Annotated in this window: 22 protein-coding genes and 1 tRNA gene; 9 read left to right on the top strand and 14 right to left on the bottom strand. The window is 69.1% G+C overall.

Annotated features, from left to right (window positions below; genetic code table 11):
* Positions 1-10: 10 nt before the first annotated feature.
* Positions 11-865 carry a zinc ABC transporter permease AztB gene (gene aztB / locus LPW41_RS12930; RefSeq protein WP_230705044.1) on the bottom strand — a complete coding sequence of 285 codons (855 nt, stop codon included), beginning with the start codon at positions 863-865 and terminating at the stop codon, positions 11-13.
* A gap of 56 nt (positions 866-921) precedes the next feature.
* On the opposite strand from aztB, the gene aztA reads away from it, so the two are divergent.
* Entirely contained in the window at positions 922-1,572 is a 651-nt protein-coding gene (gene aztA, locus LPW41_RS12925) for a zinc ABC transporter ATP-binding protein AztA (RefSeq protein ID WP_186325489.1), read from the top strand.
* Here the strand turns inward: aztA and LPW41_RS12920 are convergent.
* Positions 1,544-1,972, bottom strand: a complete 429-nt coding sequence (locus LPW41_RS12920; protein ID WP_144832567.1) for a MarR family winged helix-turn-helix transcriptional regulator — start codon at positions 1,970-1,972, stop codon at positions 1,544-1,546. The two genes, aztA and LPW41_RS12920, sit on opposite strands and share 29 nt — an antisense overlap.
* 143 nt (positions 1,973-2,115) lie before the next feature.
* Between LPW41_RS12920 and LPW41_RS12915 the strand changes: the two genes are divergently transcribed.
* Together LPW41_RS12915 and LPW41_RS12910 are read left to right on the top strand one after the other, a co-directional pair.
* Positions 2,116-2,484 carry a hypothetical protein gene (locus LPW41_RS12915; protein WP_144832563.1) on the top strand — a complete coding sequence of 123 codons (369 nt, stop codon included), beginning with the start codon at positions 2,116-2,118 and terminating at the stop codon, positions 2,482-2,484.
* A 91-nt stretch (positions 2,485-2,575) separates the two neighbouring features.
* Complete coding sequence (locus LPW41_RS12910) at positions 2,576-2,923, top strand: hypothetical protein (RefSeq protein ID WP_144832560.1); 348 nt, start codon at positions 2,576-2,578, stop codon at positions 2,921-2,923.
* 6 nt (positions 2,924-2,929) lie between these two features.
* Here LPW41_RS12910 and LPW41_RS12905 read toward each other — a convergent pair whose 3' ends face one another.
* Positions 2,930-3,916 (bottom strand): YafY family protein, encoded by a 987-nt coding sequence (locus tag LPW41_RS12905; RefSeq protein WP_230705043.1) that lies wholly within the window; start codon positions 3,914-3,916, stop codon positions 2,930-2,932.
* A 97-nt stretch (positions 3,917-4,013) separates the two neighbouring features.
* On the opposite strand from LPW41_RS12905, the gene LPW41_RS12900 reads away from it, so the two are divergent.
* Positions 4,014-4,466, top strand: a complete 453-nt coding sequence (locus tag LPW41_RS12900) for a VOC family protein (RefSeq protein ID WP_230705042.1) — start codon at positions 4,014-4,016, stop codon at positions 4,464-4,466.
* A gap of 64 nt (positions 4,467-4,530) precedes the next feature.
* Here LPW41_RS12900 and LPW41_RS12895 read toward each other — a convergent pair.
* The 3 genes from LPW41_RS12895 to LPW41_RS12885 form a co-directional block, all read right to left on the bottom strand.
* Positions 4,531-4,615, bottom strand: a tRNA-Tyr gene (locus LPW41_RS12895).
* Between the two features lie 91 nt (positions 4,616-4,706).
* Positions 4,707-5,588 (bottom strand): PfkB family carbohydrate kinase, encoded by an 882-nt coding sequence (locus LPW41_RS12890; protein WP_154097309.1) that lies wholly within the window; start codon positions 5,586-5,588, stop codon positions 4,707-4,709.
* Complete coding sequence (locus tag LPW41_RS12885; RefSeq protein WP_154097308.1) at positions 5,585-6,085, bottom strand: FBP domain-containing protein; 501 nt, start codon at positions 6,083-6,085, stop codon at positions 5,585-5,587. Before LPW41_RS12885 ends, LPW41_RS12890 begins: the two co-directional genes overlap by 4 nt.
* A gap of 95 nt (positions 6,086-6,180) precedes the next feature.
* Between LPW41_RS12885 and LPW41_RS12880 the strand changes: the two genes are divergently transcribed.
* Entirely contained in the window at positions 6,181-6,669 is a 489-nt protein-coding gene (locus LPW41_RS12880) for a YajQ family cyclic di-GMP-binding protein (RefSeq protein ID WP_144832507.1), read from the top strand.
* A gap of 171 nt (positions 6,670-6,840) precedes the next feature.
* Here LPW41_RS12880 and LPW41_RS12875 read toward each other — a convergent pair whose 3' ends face one another.
* From LPW41_RS12875 to LPW41_RS12865, 3 genes are all read right to left on the bottom strand, one after another.
* Positions 6,841-7,047, bottom strand: coding sequence for a hypothetical protein (locus tag LPW41_RS12875; RefSeq protein WP_230705041.1), 207 nt, complete (start codon positions 7,045-7,047; stop codon positions 6,841-6,843).
* 311 nt (positions 7,048-7,358) lie between these two features.
* The gene (locus tag LPW41_RS12870) at positions 7,359-7,568 is read right to left on the bottom strand and encodes a hypothetical protein (RefSeq protein ID WP_230705040.1); all 210 of its coding nucleotides are present in this window, start codon (positions 7,566-7,568) and stop codon (positions 7,359-7,361) included.
* 103 nt (positions 7,569-7,671) lie between these two features.
* Positions 7,672-7,866 carry a hypothetical protein gene (locus LPW41_RS12865; RefSeq protein WP_154097304.1) on the bottom strand — a complete coding sequence of 65 codons (195 nt, stop codon included), beginning with the start codon at positions 7,864-7,866 and terminating at the stop codon, positions 7,672-7,674.
* Between the two features lie 96 nt (positions 7,867-7,962).
* On the opposite strand from LPW41_RS12865, the gene LPW41_RS16880 reads away from it, so the two are divergent.
* Entirely contained in the window at positions 7,963-8,094 is a 132-nt protein-coding gene (locus tag LPW41_RS16880) for a hypothetical protein (protein ID WP_262346270.1), read from the top strand.
* 448 nt (positions 8,095-8,542) lie between these two features.
* Here the strand turns inward: LPW41_RS16880 and LPW41_RS12860 are convergent, their stop codons facing one another.
* Both LPW41_RS12860 and LPW41_RS12855 read right to left on the bottom strand, forming a co-directional pair.
* Positions 8,543-8,767 (bottom strand): hypothetical protein, encoded by a 225-nt coding sequence (locus LPW41_RS12860; protein WP_230705039.1) that lies wholly within the window; start codon positions 8,765-8,767, stop codon positions 8,543-8,545.
* A gap of 243 nt (positions 8,768-9,010) precedes the next feature.
* The gene (locus tag LPW41_RS12855) at positions 9,011-9,601 is read right to left on the bottom strand and encodes a 2'-5' RNA ligase family protein (protein ID WP_230705038.1); all 591 of its coding nucleotides are present in this window, start codon (positions 9,599-9,601) and stop codon (positions 9,011-9,013) included.
* Positions 9,602-10,134: 533 nt separating this feature from the next.
* Here LPW41_RS12855 and LPW41_RS12850 point away from each other — a divergent pair.
* The 3 genes from LPW41_RS12850 (at position 10,135) to LPW41_RS12840 (ending at position 12,120) form a co-directional block, all read left to right on the top strand.
* Complete coding sequence (locus LPW41_RS12850; protein WP_230705037.1) at positions 10,135-11,256, top strand: YihY/virulence factor BrkB family protein; 1,122 nt, start codon at positions 10,135-10,137, stop codon at positions 11,254-11,256.
* A 70-nt stretch (positions 11,257-11,326) separates the two neighbouring features.
* Positions 11,327-11,968: a dihydrofolate reductase family protein gene (locus tag LPW41_RS12845; RefSeq protein WP_230705036.1), complete on the top strand. Its 642-nt coding sequence runs from the start codon at positions 11,327-11,329 to the stop codon at positions 11,966-11,968.
* 14 nt (positions 11,969-11,982) lie between these two features.
* Positions 11,983-12,120, top strand: a complete 138-nt coding sequence (locus LPW41_RS12840) for a hypothetical protein (RefSeq protein ID WP_187358461.1) — start codon at positions 11,983-11,985, stop codon at positions 12,118-12,120.
* Positions 12,121-12,134: 14 nt separating this feature from the next.
* Here LPW41_RS12840 and LPW41_RS12835 read toward each other — a convergent pair whose 3' ends face one another.
* Genes LPW41_RS12835 through LPW41_RS12825 form a run of 3 tightly spaced genes read right to left on the bottom strand, consistent with a single transcriptional unit; the run spans position 12,135 to position 15,009 of the window.
* Positions 12,135-12,275 carry a hypothetical protein gene (locus LPW41_RS12835; RefSeq protein ID WP_176786349.1) on the bottom strand — a complete coding sequence of 47 codons (141 nt, stop codon included), beginning with the start codon at positions 12,273-12,275 and terminating at the stop codon, positions 12,135-12,137.
* Positions 12,276-12,322: 47 nt separating this feature from the next.
* Positions 12,323-14,026 (bottom strand): AMP-binding protein, encoded by a 1,704-nt coding sequence (locus LPW41_RS12830; protein WP_230705035.1) that lies wholly within the window; start codon positions 14,024-14,026, stop codon positions 12,323-12,325.
* A gap of 20 nt (positions 14,027-14,046) precedes the next feature.
* Positions 14,047-15,009, bottom strand: coding sequence for an alpha/beta hydrolase (locus tag LPW41_RS12825; RefSeq protein ID WP_144832499.1), 963 nt, complete (start codon positions 15,007-15,009; stop codon positions 14,047-14,049).
* Positions 15,010-15,162: the final 153 nt, after the last annotated feature.

The following is a 15,162-nucleotide window of genomic DNA, read 5'->3' as shown; positions in this document are numbered from 1 at the left end:
GCTTTCCGGATCAGGCGGATGAAAGGACAGGGGATGCCGTGCGGCGGCGCACCGCCACGATGACGCCGCGGAGGGCCCACGACAGCCCCGCGGCGACGATCGCGGTGGCGGCGATGGTGGCGCCGGCGGCGGTGGCCGCGTGCCACGACACGACGAGGCCCGCGGCGACGGCGGCCGTGCCGATGGCCGCGGCGAGCACCATGGTCGATACGAGGCGGGTCGTCCACTGCCGCGCGGCAACGGCGGGAGCGACGAGCAGTCCCACCACGAGCAGCGACCCGACCGCCTGGTACGAGGCGACCACGGCGAGGGTGACGAGGCCGACCAGCACGGTCTGGGCGAGTCGCGGTGCGAGGCCCAGCACGCGTGCGACGCGTTCGTCGACGGCGAGCGCGACCAGCGACCGGTGGGCCAGGGCCGCCGCCCCCACGCCGATCACGACCGCGATCGCGAGCACGACGAGGTCGTCGACGCCGATCGCCAGGATGTCGCCGAAGAGGATCGCCGTGGCATCCGTCGCGAAGCTCCCGGCGTGCGAGATGACGATGACGCCGAGAGCGAGCATGCCGACGAACAGCAAGCCGATGCTCGTGTCGTACGAGAGCTTCGCGCGCCTGCGAAGCGCGCCGATGCCGAGGCTCATGGCGACGGCGCTCGCCGCGGCGCCCACCAGCACGGGCAGTCCGAGAACGGTGGCCAGAGCCACGCCGGGCAGCATCCCGTGGGCGAGCGCCTCGCCGAGGAACGCCATCCCCCGCACGACCACCCAGGTGCCGGCGACGGCGCACAGGATCGCCACGAGCGTGCCGCCGAGCATCGCCCGCTGGACGAACTCCAGCGCGAACGGATCGGTGAGCGAGGTCATGGTGCTCGACCGTAGCGTTAAGTGAGAACGATTCTCAAACTCATATAATGGATGCCATGACCCCCCAAGCCCTGATCGGCACAGACCTCCGCGCCGACTACGGCGGCATCGCCGCACTCGCCGAGGTCGACGTGGAGATTCCCGAGGCCGCCCTCACCGTGATCGTCGGACCCAACGGAGCGGGCAAGTCGACGCTGCTCGAGATCCTCGCGGGAGCGCGCCCGCCGGCATCCGGAATCGTCGACGCCGGACCCCGCTCGCGAGCCTTCGTCCCCCAGCGCGCGGCCATCGCCGACGACCTCCCCCTCACCGTGCGCGACGTGGTCGTCGTGGGCGCCTGGGGCGGCGCCGGACTGCTCGGACGGGTCACCGGCGCGCACCGTCGGGCGGTGGATGCCGCGATGCTCAGGCTCGACATCGCGGATCTCGCTCGGCTCCCGTTCTCGAGCCTGTCGGGCGGCCAGCGCCAGCGCGCCCTGCTCGCCCAGGGCCTGGCGCGCACCGCCGACATCCTGCTGCTCGACGAGCCGACGACGGGGCTCGACGCCGCCAGCGCGGCTCTGAACCACACGGCGATCGCCGACGAGGTCGAGCGCGGGGTCGCCGTGGTTTGCGTCAGCCATGACGACAGACTGATCTCGTCAGCGAATCAGGTGATCCGCGTCGAGGCAGGGCGACTCAGGCGCGAGAACGAACCCGCTCGGTGATGCGACGCAGCAGTTCAGCCGCCGCCCGCGCGCTCTCGACCGGCTCCGCGGCCACGGCGCGTTCCACCTGACGGGGGAAGCTGCGCAACGCGGACCACGGCTCGGCCTCGAGATCGATCTGCAGGTAGATGTGGTTGACGCGGCGATCTTCGGCGTCGAGTTCGCGGCGCAAGAGACCGCGGCCGATGAGCCGATCGACGAGGGTCGTGACCCCCGCGGCCGTCACACCGAGGTGACCGCGCAGATTCGAGGGGCGAATACCGGGTTCTTCGCCGATGCACCGGAGGGCCTCGGCCTCGAGCTCGCTCACGCCGAGGTCGATCCGCGCTTTCGCGATGCTCTCGTCGCGCACCGCGACGTATTCGTCCAGCGCCTGCATCAGCACAGAGGTGTGTGCCACTGTCACCACCTCCTCGGCGTAGCCCGGCCGGCCACAACCCCACCTTAGTGAAGATCTCGAATATTTTGCGAAGTTAATTAATCCGGTTAAATTTCTGGTACCTTAGTGATTAGCCCGACCGACCCCGACTGAAGGAGATCGTCATGGCAAAGCTTTACTACGGTTCTGACACCGCTCCCATCGCCCTGCCCGACCGTCTGATGGGTTACATCAAGGTCATCGCGTCGACGAAACTCCGTCGCGGAGAATCGTTCACGCTGACGTGGACCGGCACCGCCGAGGAGCCCGGTCGCTCGACCATCTGGCTGCAGCCGGCCATCCCCCTGCGCTTCGTCTTCGACTCGGTCGAGCCGGAGCAGCTCGTGGGCGACTACCTCCGCAGCCTCGCCGACCAGGCCAACGCTGCGTCGGGTCTGGTCATCGACACCCGCACGTGGGAGTCGGCCGAAGAAGCGACCCGCACTCCGGTGCGCTCCGCGCGCCCCGTCGGCCGCTCGGTCCGCGCCGCCTGATAGCACGAATGACGCCCGCTCGCCCGAAAGGCGCAGCGGGCTTCATACTGGTCGGACGCGTGACGCTCACGCGCCTGGATCGGAGACGCCCGTGCCCGTACGCACGCTGATCGACATGGCCCTTCTCGACGCGTGGCTCGCGGAGTTCCGGGCGATGGGCTACCTCACCGGCAGCGACATCCGCGTTCTCGAGCGTGACGACGAGACCGACCCCGACACCGGGCTCATCGTCGTCGACCTGACCGAGGCGAAGACGGTTACCTATCTCCAGCCGATCGCCGGCGGCGACGGCAGCTGGAAGGCGACGATGGAAGCCCGCGAGGCCACCATCGAGCTCGGCTGCGTCGAACTGGTCAACCTCGGCAACGAGCTCAACGTGCTCGGTGCCCTCGTCTCCTTCCTCGAGACGAAGTCGAAGGCACTGCTCGCGGCGAGCTGAGCGCGGTCACGGCGCCGACGACACCGTCGTCGCCCGATACCGTTCGGCGACCGTCTCGAAGGCCGCCGCCAGTTCGGGCGGGCCCACCACCTGCATCGCGGTTTCGAACCGACCGAACGATGCCGCCAACGACCCCCACGACCACGATCCCGACTCGAGGGCGCAGCGCCCCTCGTCGACCACGGTCACGGTTCCGTCCCCCGCGAACGGCAGCACCTCGTGCGCCGGGAGGTCGAGGATCACGGTGCCGCGGCAGGGCCACTCGTTCACGTCCGACCCCTTGAAGCGCGCGGAGACGAATTCTTCGACGTCGCCACCGGGCACGGCGCGCGGGGTGAATTGTGGTCCGTTCGGCGTGCGCGGCCGGACGCGGTCGACGCTGTAGAGACGCCAGTCCTCGCGATCGAGATCCCATCCGAGCAGGTACCACCGACCGTTCGAGGCCACGACGCGCACGGGCTCGCAGCGACGCGCAGGCCCGAAGGCAGGGCCGTCGTCCACGGCGTCGCGGGGCGGATAGTCGAACCGCAGCACCTCGTGCGCGCGGGTCGCCTGCGCCAGGGTGACGAGCACGTCGAGCGAGAGCGGCATGGGCGCTGCGTCACCCGCGCCCCGGACCGTCGTGACCTTCAACGCGTCGAGGCGGCGGCGCAGACGCTCCGGCATCACCTGCCGGATCGTCCCCAGCGCTCTGCTCGCGGCTTCCTCGATGCCGGCACCGATCGCGGGGAGGGTCTGCAGGGCGAGGGCCACCGCCACCGTCTGATCGTCGTCGAACAGCAGGGGCGGCAGGTCGTCGCCGGGCCCGAGGCGATATCCCCCGTCGGGGCCCATCGTCGCCTGGATCGCGTATCCCATCTCGCGCAGCCGTTCAATGTCGCGTCGCACCGTCCGATCGCTCGTGCCGAGCCGCACGGCCAGGAGCGAGCCGGGCCAGTCGCGCCGGGTCTGCAGCAGCGACAGCAGGGTGAGCAGTCGGGCGGTGGTGGTCATGGGGTTCACGCTACGCGGGGTCTAGGACGGAAACGCGCCTATACGGGTGCGACTCTTCCCGTATCGGGCCACCCGGGCCCACTCGGACAGGAGCATCATGACCATTCAGACGACCACGCACCTCAACTTCCGCGGCGATGCCCGCGCGGCGCTGGAGTTCTACCAGAGCGTCTTCGGCGGACACCTCGTCGTCAACACCTACGCCGACTTTGGCATGCCGGCCGAGGTCCCGGGCTCCGACAAGGTCGTCTTCGGCCTCGTCGCCGCCGAGAACGGCTTCCGCGTGATGGGCTACGACATCCCGGGCCTGACCGACGGACCGATCGTCGGCGGCGGCTCCACCCGTCGCGAGAACGGCACGACCGTCACCGACCAGGCGGTGTTCGTCTCCCTCAGCGCGGACACGCTCGAAGAGCTGCAGGGCCACTGGGACGCCCTCGCCGTCGGCGCCGTCGTGGTCGAGCCGCTGGCCGCCTCGGCGTGGAGCGCCGGGTTCGGCATGCTCACCGATCGCTTCGGCGTGACGTGGAGCATCAGCGTCTCCGCCTGAGCCGAGAGCGATTCCCTCGGGAACGAGAAAAGGGCACCCGATCCGGGTGCCCTTTTCTTCGGGGTGGTGGCGAGTGAGGGATTCGAACCCCCGAATGCAATGCAGTCTGATTTACAGTCAGATCCCTTTGGCCGCTTGGGTAACTCGCCAGGTGCGCACCCGTCCGGCTTGTTCAGTCGACCGGAGGCGCGATAGACCACTCTACTATCCCGCGGGCGATGCTCGAAACCATCGCCACCGTCACTCCGGCGTGCGCAGCAGAGCACCCTCGTGGCGGCAGGTCGCGGCCGCGACGTCCATGGCGCGCGAGAGCACGGCATCCCACTCCCCCGCATCCGCAGGCAGCCGGTCGCGCACGAGCGCGGCCGTGGTGGCGAGCACGGCGTCGCCGCCGCCCATGGTGTCGACGATGCGGCCGGGAAGGTCGGAGATGCCCCGAGAAACGGTCGTCTCCCCCGCATCGATCGCGGCCCCGCCGGCGCCGTAGGTCGCCAGCACGGCCTCGACGCCGAGGCCGACGAGCTTCTTCCGCAGGTCGTCGAGCGGTGCGTCGTAGAGCAGCTGCGCATCGTCTTCGCCGACCTTGACGAGAAGGGCTCCGGATGCCGCCTTCTCGAACCCGCGCACGAACTCGGCGCGGTCGCGCAGCATGCCGCTGCGGGGGTTGGGGTCGATCGCAAGCGGGGTCGAGACGGATGCCGTGGCCTCCACCAGCAGCGCGGTCTGATCCGCGTCGTCGAAGGGGAAGCAGCTCACCACGACCATGGGAGCAGCGGCGATCGCCGTGCGCTCGGCTTCGCCGTAGGCAACCCGGCGGTTCTGCGCCGCCTCGTTGAAGACGTAGACGGGCTCACCCTGCGGCGAGCGCGTGCTCACCGCGCGCGACGAGCCGTGCTCCGCGGGACTCGCGAGCAGCTCGACGTCGTACTCGGCGAGAAAAGCGCGGATCTGCTCCCCCGCCGCATCGTCGCCGACCATCGCGATGAGTGCGGCCGGAACGCCGAGCCGCGAAAGGCCCACGGCGACGTTGAGGGCGGCCCCGCCGACGAACTCGCGCACGCCGGCGTCGTCGCGAATCTCGTCGATCAGCGCGTCCCCGATGACGACGACCCGACCGCTCACCGCGAGACCTCGGCGGCGTCGAGCACGCGCGCGACGAACTCTTCGGTACGGCGCTTGGCGCCGTCGATCTTGCGGTCGACGCTCGCGCGGATCTCGCTGGGCGCGAGAGGCGCGGCGAGGCGCACGGTCTCGTGGCACGACATGTCGGCGCAGATGTAGGTGCCGACGGTGTCGCCGTGCTCGCCGGCGGTGCCCGCCTTGCGCGCGGTGAACAGCGAGACCTGGTCTCCGGGCTGCATCGTGTGGCAGAGGTTGCACATCGCCGAGCGCGCCCGCGACTGCCCGTCAGCCGCGCGCAGCACGATCGCAGCGGGCTCACCCTCGTGCTCGGCGACGATGTAGCCGCGCCCGCGGGTGCGGGGGTCGCGCCACGCGAGGAAGTCCAGGTGGTCCCAGTCGGTCAACACGAAGTCGTGGGGCAGGCTCATGACCCGCAGTTCCTCGGGTGCGGCGTTGACGAACGCGTCGCGGACCTCGTCTTCGGTGAGTGCTCGCATGGGATCCGAGTCTACGAGCGCACGGGCCACCCGGGGCGGGCGCGACCGCGATGTCCAGGGGGTGCGCGAGCGAACCTCCCGAATAGAATCGAGCCATGGCTGATTCTTCGTTCGACATCGTCTCCAAGATCGACCGGCAAGAAGCCGACAACGCGCTCAACCAGGCGCACAAAGAGGTCGAGCAGCGCTACGACTTCAAGGGCACCGACGCCTCCATCGCCTGGAGCGGCGACTCGATCGTCATCAAGGCGAACTCCGAAGAGCGCGCGAACGCCGTGCTCGACGTATTCCAGACCAAGCTCATCAAGCGCGGAATCTCGCTGAAGAGCCTCGATGCGGGCGAGCCCGTGCCGAGCGGCAAGGAATACCGCATCACCTCGACTCTCAAAGAGGGCATCTCGCAAGAAGACGCCAAGAAGGTGAACAAGATCATCCGCGACGAGGGACCCAAGGGCGTCAAGTCGCAGATCCAGGGCGACGAGCTGCGCGTGCAGTCGAAGTCGCGCGACGACCTGCAGGAAGTGCAGCGCATCCTCAAGGCCGCCGACCTCGACGTCGACCTGCAGTTCACGAACTACCGCTGATCCTCGCCGCAGAACGGGCGTGCCCCGCCCGTGGTCTGCGGGAAGTCATCGAGAGCGGCGATCGCGGCCGAAGGGGCCTGCGGTCGCCGCTCTCGTCTTGTCCGTCGCGGGTGGTCCCGCTCGAGCAGGGCCCCGCGGTCGCCTCGCCGTCGACCGAGACTCGCGAGCCAGTCAGGCTCTCTTCTTGACCGGCTTGGACAGGAAGATCGCCAGCAGCAAGAGAACGACGCCGACAGCGAGTTTGAGCCAGCCCCAGCCCTGCCCCAGAACCCCGGCGACGAGCCCGGTCAGCAGAGCGGCGCCGGCGAGAATCCACATGATGACCGCTGCGGATCGGCGCATCAGTTCCATGTCGGAAGCGAAGGTGTCATCGGTCAACGCGACCTCCCGCAGCGATCGCATTTCTCGAGTCACTCGCCTTCAGCGCCGACCACGCGGAGCTGAGGCACGCTACCCCGACGCCGGCACAACCGATCACTGACGCGATCGTTCCGAATCGGAATGACCCGCTCACAACCATGAACACGACGCCGGCTACCGCGGCCACCAGGGCGATGATCCCCAGGATCACACCCCCCACCACAGGCCACGTCGTGGTCGCGCGTTTACGCTCTTGCGCCCAACGTACCCGCGGAGGTTCGGCTAGCGCCGTGGGCTTGCGCGTCAGCCTCCGACACCCGCGCAGCGCGTCACTCCTGCGCCGCTACCCGCTTCCGCCGACGAATGGCGGTCAGCTGCTGGATGCAGTTACCGATGAGGGCGACGCAGACGGTCAGGAAGAACCATGCGTACCCCCTCGCGTCATTCGAAGCGAGCACGGCGACGCAAATCACCGCTCCCAGCGCGAGAACCGGCAGCGCCCACCACCACAACGCCTCCGATCCGAGCACACGCTTCACTGGCCCGACACTACTGCGCCGGGTCGGCCTGAGCGGACGGTCGACACTGAGAGAGAAAACCCCATGGCATCGAATACCGATTCCGCCCCTGACGCCGCCGGTGTCAGAGCACCGACGACAGCCACTTCGCGGCGCCCATCGCGAATAGGGAACCCCCGCCACAGCCCATCAGGACCACTAGCCACCAGCGTCCGCTGTTCTGCGGGACTCCGCCGCGGTCACGGAATACAGCGACGAGTATCAGTGCACCGACGAACGAGAACAGTCCGGTCACCATCAGGCCGACGTACAGCTGCATGCCGCTGATCGTATCCGCGGAGCCCGCGGAACCAGGAGCGCCGCCAACGTCGGCGCTCGTCGTACTTGAAATCACGTCGACGCTATGTTGTCCAGCATGGTGCGCAACCCGCTTCTCCCCTTCAGCATCTACGAAATCGCGGGCGCGGCCGCCGTGATCGTCATTGCCGCGCTGATTACCGCGCTCGTCATCACCCTCGTCCTGCGCCGCAAGTCCCGCGGCAAATGAGTGACATCTCTGGCACACAGCTGCGACGTCGGCCATGAACGGCCGGCGATGGGCAGTCGCAATACTGGTCGGCGCCGTCGTGGTCGTGGGGCTGACGTTCGCGATCCAGTCGGCTGTCGTCGGAACGTTTTCGTGGAGGGCCCTCGGTCTGGTGGTGATCGGAACCCTTGCCGGGGTGTTCCTCTGGAAACAGCAGAAGCCGCGAGACGGCGACGAGTAAGTCCCTCCCTACCCGTCGCTACGTCGGCCGCGGCGACGAACACGGATCAGCTGGCCGATGCAGACGGCCGCGAGCAGCGCATTGCCCATCAGACCCAGTGCCGGCGCGGGCCCAGGCCCGTCGACAACGAGAGAGACGATGTGGCCCGACGCATACAGCGCCATGCACAGAAGCAGCACCGCCCAGAACCACGACCTGTTGCCAACTTTCTCCAACCACTCCACGGCGTCAGTCCCTGTTCTTCATCCGCTGCAACCCCCAAATGAACCACGCCAAGTCCATCAGCAAAAGGACACTCGCCCCGACGATGAGCGGAATTATCGGCTTTTCCATGGTCGCCGCGAGTATCAGCACGGCCGCGATCGCAACCGCTGATGCGCCATGCAGGACCGTCGACCGCACGAGAGTCCGCCTGCGCCGGTCAGCGTCGGGCGGCTGAGTGATGTCCCGCATGCTCGCATCGTAGGCCCCAGCGTCAACCATCACCTGCACCACGGAATGCGACTCGACAGACTGACCCAGCACGGAGAGGGGCCCAGCGTCGGGGAACACCCGCTGCGCCCAGACACAGGGCGCAGCGCCCGGATGGGAGGCGCCGATCTGCGGCCAGTCCCGTCGGCAACGCTGCGGCGTCACCACCGGAGGGTTTTTCGCCTCCCCCTCCGACGGCCATTCCAAGCTACCTAGACCCGACTTTCATTGCCGCAACGGCAAAGTGTCGATGTGTTCTCCGTCGCCGTCGTACCAGACGAAGTCGACGGAGAAGACAAGCTCACACGGACGCGATGGAACCTCACGTCTACTCGCCTCCAGCTGCTCGGCCCAGGCCCGCTCGTCGAGCGAACGCGCGTATGCAAGTGACAGGTGAAAGATCCACTCTTCGAGCGGAAGTTCTCCAATGCGGCGAAAATCGGTCGCATCAAGGACCTCGGTCAGCCTCCGGTAGGCGCCCGTCAACGAGCTCGTCCGCTCGAGACGGGCGACCAGCACCTGAAACGGCGGCGGGAACCCGTCGATCGCGTCGACACTCAACTCGATCGGCGGTTGCGAGCTGGCCCAGGAGGCGACGAATTCCCTGAGGACGTGCACGCGCTCCGGCTCGAAGAAACCGCGAAGCGTGACGTGCCCCGTGTTCGGGTGTGGCGTCCCATCCGGAAGCCGCGCCAAGACCTTGGACTGCTCGCTCCGGTAAAGGGCGGCCACAGACTCGTCCGGGCGCAGGACCACATACTGCTGGCCTTGGAGCGACTCCAACTGCACGGGTTCCGTCATGTACGGGGTGGACATCTGGCGCCTCCGGTCTCGCAAGTTAGCCGACGTTACCTGCCGCAACCACCTCATATGTTGCTTGTTTCAGACGTCGCCCCACAAACCAGGGGCCGCCTCTGTCGGCTAGCCGATGGCCGCCTGACTTGAACTGCCAGCACGGGCCGAGCTCAGGCAGCACTTGGGGGGCTGGGGGTGTGGAGTACTGCCGCCAGTGGGTGGGGGCCGAAGCCGCCGGAGCCCGATCAGGATCAGCTGTTTCACCTCGAATTCAGACCTGCTCATACGCGCGACATGAGTCTTCAGGCTCGCCGGGACCTCCCACACCTCGTTCCGCTGCCGCGCGACGCCCCCATCCAGCCCACCGCGGGCAAGGGCACGCGCGTCGTGGCGAGCCGAGCAGAGGGTCGACATCCCCCGTGCCCGGGGCGGTACCGCCGGTAGCCCCATCCCGGCAAGGGGCAGACGCGAAACGGCATCCGGCCCGCAGACTCCCGGAGCGGCCGCGAACGACGCGGAGCGCAGAGACACGGGGCATCCCCGCGGGAGTCGAGATGGCCAAGCACACCCTGGAGCGGGACACCCGCACTGACGCCGACGATCCCGAAGACGGCCGCAAGCCCGATTCACCCACCGACCTGCACGAGCGCTCGTGGAAGTACGTGCTGCGCAAGACGCTGCGCGAGTTCAGTGCCGATCAGTGCACCGACGCCGCAGCCGCCCTCGTCTACTACGCCGTGCTCGCGCTGTTTCCGGCGCTGCTCGCGATCTTCTCGATCCTCGGCGTCGTCGGGCAGGGCGATGCCGCAGCGGAGGCCGTCATCGGCATCGTCCACGACGTCGCGCCCAGCGCCGCCGACACGCTGGCCGGCCCCATCGAGCAGATCGCCGGTTCACCGGCCGCCGGGTTCGCCCTCATCAGCGGAACGGTCCTCGCTCTGTGGTCCGCCTCCGGGTACGTCGGAGCTTTCAGCCGCGCGATGAACCGCATCTACGAGATCGACGAAGGTCGACCGTTCTGGAAGCTGCGCCCGATGCAGCTGGTCGTGACCCTGACCGCCGTCGTCGCCCTCGTGCTCGTCGCCCTCGGACTCGTGATCAGCGGCCCGGTCACGACCGCGATCGGCGAGGCGCTCGGACTCGGCGAGGGTGTGCAGGTCGCCTGGGACGTCGCGAAATGGCCGGTCATGCTCCTGGTCACCGTCTTCCTCGTGGCGGTGCTCTACTACGCCACCCCGAACGCCAAGCAGCCGAAGTTCCGGTGGCTGAGTCTCGGCGCGATCATCGCCATCGTGGTGCTGGCCGCCGCCACCGCCGGATTCGGCTTCTACGTCGCGAACTTCTCGAACTACGACCGCACCTACGGCTCACTCGCCGGCGTGATCGTCTTCCTGCTGTGGCTGTGGATCGCCAATCTCGCACTCCTCTTCGGCGCCGAGTTCGACGCGGAGCTCGAGCGGGGTCGTCAGCTCCAGGCCGGAATGGCCGCGGCGACCGACATCCAGCTTCCGCCCCGCGACACCCGCCAGAGTGACAAGCGGGAGAAGAAGGAAGAGGCCGACATCGCCGAGGGCCGCCGCATCCGTCGAGACGCCGGTCGCGACGAGGCCCCCGAGGCCGTCGAGCGCCCCGCGCCCCAGCGTCGCCGACGCTGGTGGCAGCTGCGGCGCAAGTGAGGGCGCGCGGCTAGCATCGTCTGCGAACGCGCACCTCGGTTGCGCCTCCCCACCACCTTTGGAGCACGCCATGGCCGTCCGCGTCGATCTGAACATCTCGCTCGATGGCGTCGCGATGCCCGCCGACCCCACCCCCGAGAACCCGATGGGCGAGGACTGGGGCCGGCTCGTCGCCGACTACATGGCGACGAAGACGTTCCGCGAGCGCGTCTTCCGCGACACCTCCGGCGCGGGCACGACCGGCGTCGACGACCGCTACGCCGCGGCGTACTTCGAGGGCATCGGCGCCGAGGTGATGGGCGCGGCGATGTTCGGCCTGCACTCCTTCCCCGACGACCCCGACTGGCGCGGCTGGTGGGGTGACGAACCGCCGTTCGAAGTGCCGGTGATCGTGCTGACGCACCGCGAGCGCGCACCCCTCTCCTTCGCCAACGGCACGCGCTTCGAGTTCTCGTCGGAGAGCATCACGGATGCCGTGGCCCGGGCGACCGATCTCGCGAACGGCGCGGACGTGCGGGTGGGCGGTGGCCTGTCGACGGTGCGGTCCGCGCTGGCTGCGGGTCTCGTCGACCGTCTGCACGTCGCCGTCCGCCCCGTGATCCTGGGGCGCGGCGGCCGCCTCTGGGACGACCTGCGCAACCTCGACGAGTGCTACACCGTCACCTCGGAGGTCGCCGAGAGCGGCGTCGTGCACGTCACCTTCGCGCGGTGAGCGCGGAGACCCCGATGGATCAGCCCCTCAACCCGCTCATGTGCCCCACGTGCGGCGACCCCCTGCGGTTCGAGATCCTCGACGATGAGCGGTTCCTCGTCGCGTGGTCGTGCGTCAACTGCGGACTGATCCGCACGACCGAGCCGGTGTGAGTCGCGGGGGCCTGTCAGCCCTCGATGCCGTTGATCATCTGGGTGATCTCGCGCTCGGTCTCGCGACCGATGTTGCGCTCCTCCATCAGCGAGGGCATGTCGCTGTCGTCGTCGACGGAAGGGTTCTCGAACGGCTGCTTCTGATCCTTTTCCATGGATCGATGCTCACACGCGGAAACGGCGACCGCGAGGGGCTTGCGCGTCAGCGATCGCCCCGCAGCGCGGCATCCGTCCACTCCACGCAGTCGACCTCTCCGCGGAACACCGCCTCTTCGCGCTGACGCAGTTCGACGCGGCGGATCTTGCCCGAGATCGTCTTCGGCAGCTCGAAGAACTCGACGCGGCGCACGCGCTGGAACGGGGCGAGCCGCTCGCGCGCGAAGCGCAGGATGTCGAGGGCGACCTCCTCGCCCGCCTCGTGACCGCCGGCGAGCACGATGTACGCCTTTGGCACGGCGAGGCGCAGCTCGTCGGGTGCGGGAACGACCGCGGCCTCCATGACCGCCGGGTGCTCGATCAGCACGCTCTCGAGCTCGAACGGACTGATCTTGTAGTCCGACGCCTTGAAGACGTCGTCGGTGCGGCCGATGTAGGTGATGCTGCCCGTCTCATCACGTCGCGCGACGTCGCCGGTGTGAAAGAGCCCGTCGGCGAACGCCTCGGCGTTGCGCTCGGGGTCGCCCACGTACCCGGTCATGAGGTTGACGGGTCGCTCGGCGAGGTCGATGCAGATCTCGCCCTCGTCGGTGCGCTCGCCCGTCACCGGGTCGACGAGCACGACCGGGCATCCGGGCAGCGGCCGCCCCATCGAGCCCGGCACGAGGTCGGCGCCGGGGGTGTTCGCGACGACCGCGGTCATCTCGGTCTGCCCGTACCCGTCGCGGATGTCGAGGCCCCACGCGCGCTGCACCGAGGCGATCACCTCGGGATTGAGCGGCTCGCCCGCCGACACGACCTCGCGCAGCGACCCGCGACGCCCGGTCAGATCGGCCTGGATGAGCATGCGCCACACTGTCGGCGGCGCGCACAAGGTGGTGACGCGGTCGTTCTCGAGCTCCGTGAGCAGGCGCTCCGCCGAGAAACGCGAGTAGTTGAGGGCGAGCACCGTCGCCCCGGCGATCCACGGGGCGAAGAACAGGCTCCACGCGTGCTTGGCCCACCCGGGCGAACTGATGGCGAGGTGCACGTCGCCGGGCTGCAGCCCCAGCCAGTACATCGTCGTGAGGTGGCCCACCGGGTACGACGAGTGCGTGTGCTCGACGAGCTTGGGCTTCGAGGTGGTTCCCGAGGTGAAGTAGAGCAGCAGGCGCTCGTCGGCGGTGGTTCCCGGATGCCGAGCGGGCTCCGCCTCGATGGCGAAGGCGTCCGAGTAGGTCGCCCACCCCGCGTGCGAACCGCCCACGACGATGCGACCGAGACCCTCGGGCAGGTCGTCGAACTTCTCGGCATCCGTCGCTCCGACGACGACATGGCGGATCTCGGCGCGCGCGATGCGGTCGGCGAGGTCGACCGAGCCGAGCGCCGTCGTGGTCGGGGCGATGACGCCGCCGAGCTTCATGATGCCGAGCATCGCCTCCCACAGCTCGACCTGGTTGTCGAGCATGAGCAGCACGGTCTCGCCGCGGCGGACGCCCCGCGTCTCGAGCCACGCGGCGACCTGGTCGGAGCGCCGCGCGAGCTCGTCGAACGTGCGCTCGTGGTGCGTGCCGTCGTCGTCGACGACGATGAGCGCCGTGTCGCCGTTGCCGCGGGCCATCGGGTCGAACCAGTCGATCGCCCAGTTGAACGACCCCTCGAACTGCGGCCACGAGAAGTCCGCGGCGGCGGCGGGGTTGGAGCGGACGGCGAGGAGGTGGTCGCGAGCGGCGCGGTAGTGCTCGGTCGCGGACGCGGCGGTGGGGGTCATGGAGCTCCTTCGAACGCGTTCTACGCTAGACCTCTCATGCCGGCATCGAGCGCGTCGAAGGCCCGAGCCCTGGCATCCGGAGCCGACAGGAAGACGTCGTGCAGGGCCCCGTCGATGCGCGTGATGGTGACGGTGCTCGAGATGCGGGTGGCGGCGCGGGCGATGTCGTCGACGACGAGCACCGAGTCGGTCGCGCGCATCGCGTCGTTCCACGACAGGGCCGGGGTCGAACGCGCCGAGAGAAGCACGAGCGCCGGGCAGCCGACGTCGACTCCGGATGCCACCCGCGCGTGCCCCGCGATGATCGCGGCGAGCCAGCCGGGGTGGGTCGGGAAGCCCTGCGCCGGGCGCCACCCCTCGGGGCTGTCGGGGAGAGTGCCGAGATCGCGCTGGGCGCGCGTGTAGAAGCCGAGGTCGACCACCGGATGAGTGCCGAGCGGGTCGAAGCGGGCGCGCGCCTGCACGATCGGCGCCAGGGCCTGGCGCGCGAGCGGGCCGAGCTGCAGTTCGAGCCACGGGCTGTTCAGCACGAGAGCGTCGGCGACGCCCGGATGCCGCGCGGCCCAGAGTGTGAGGGTGAGGCCGCCCGTGCTGTGGCCGAGGAGCACGAGGCGTCGCCCCTCGGCGGACGTGCCCATGACCTCGAGCGCAGCCGCGATATCGGCGTCGTACACGTCGAGGGCGGCGACGTAGCCCGGCGCCTGGCCGGGCCGCAGACTCCGGCCGTACTTGCGCAGGTCGAGGGCGTGGAAGCGCGCCCCGCGGTCGGTGAAGAAACGCGCGAGGTCGGTTTGGAAGAAGTAGTCCGACCAGCCGTGCACGTACAGCACGTCGACCTCGCGCAGGGCGCCGAACAGCCGGGCGCCGGCATGGGGACGGGAGCGGACGAGGGTGGCGACGACCTCGCCCTCGGCATCGCTGCCCAGCGGCAGCGTCTGCTGCTCGAACCCGTCGCCGAGAATGTCCGGTCGCCACTCCCCCATCGCCCCAGCCTACGACGGGCGTTTTCCTGAGGCACCGGCCCGGCTTGCCCGTGCCCAACTCCGGATGTCTCGCGTCGAACGGGCCCGCGCAGCCGGTTCAAGGGGGTGCACCGGCCGAATCTCCGGAGTTCGGTACCGCCGCCCGCGCGAGAA

Source organism: Microbacterium sp. JC 701, assembly GCF_021026215.1.
In the GTDB taxonomy this organism is placed as follows: Bacteria; Actinomycetota; Actinomycetes; order Actinomycetales; family Microbacteriaceae; genus Microbacterium; species Microbacterium algihabitans.
Note: the sequence above shows the minus strand (reverse complement) of the source record. Positions and strands in the feature narration are given on the sequence as shown.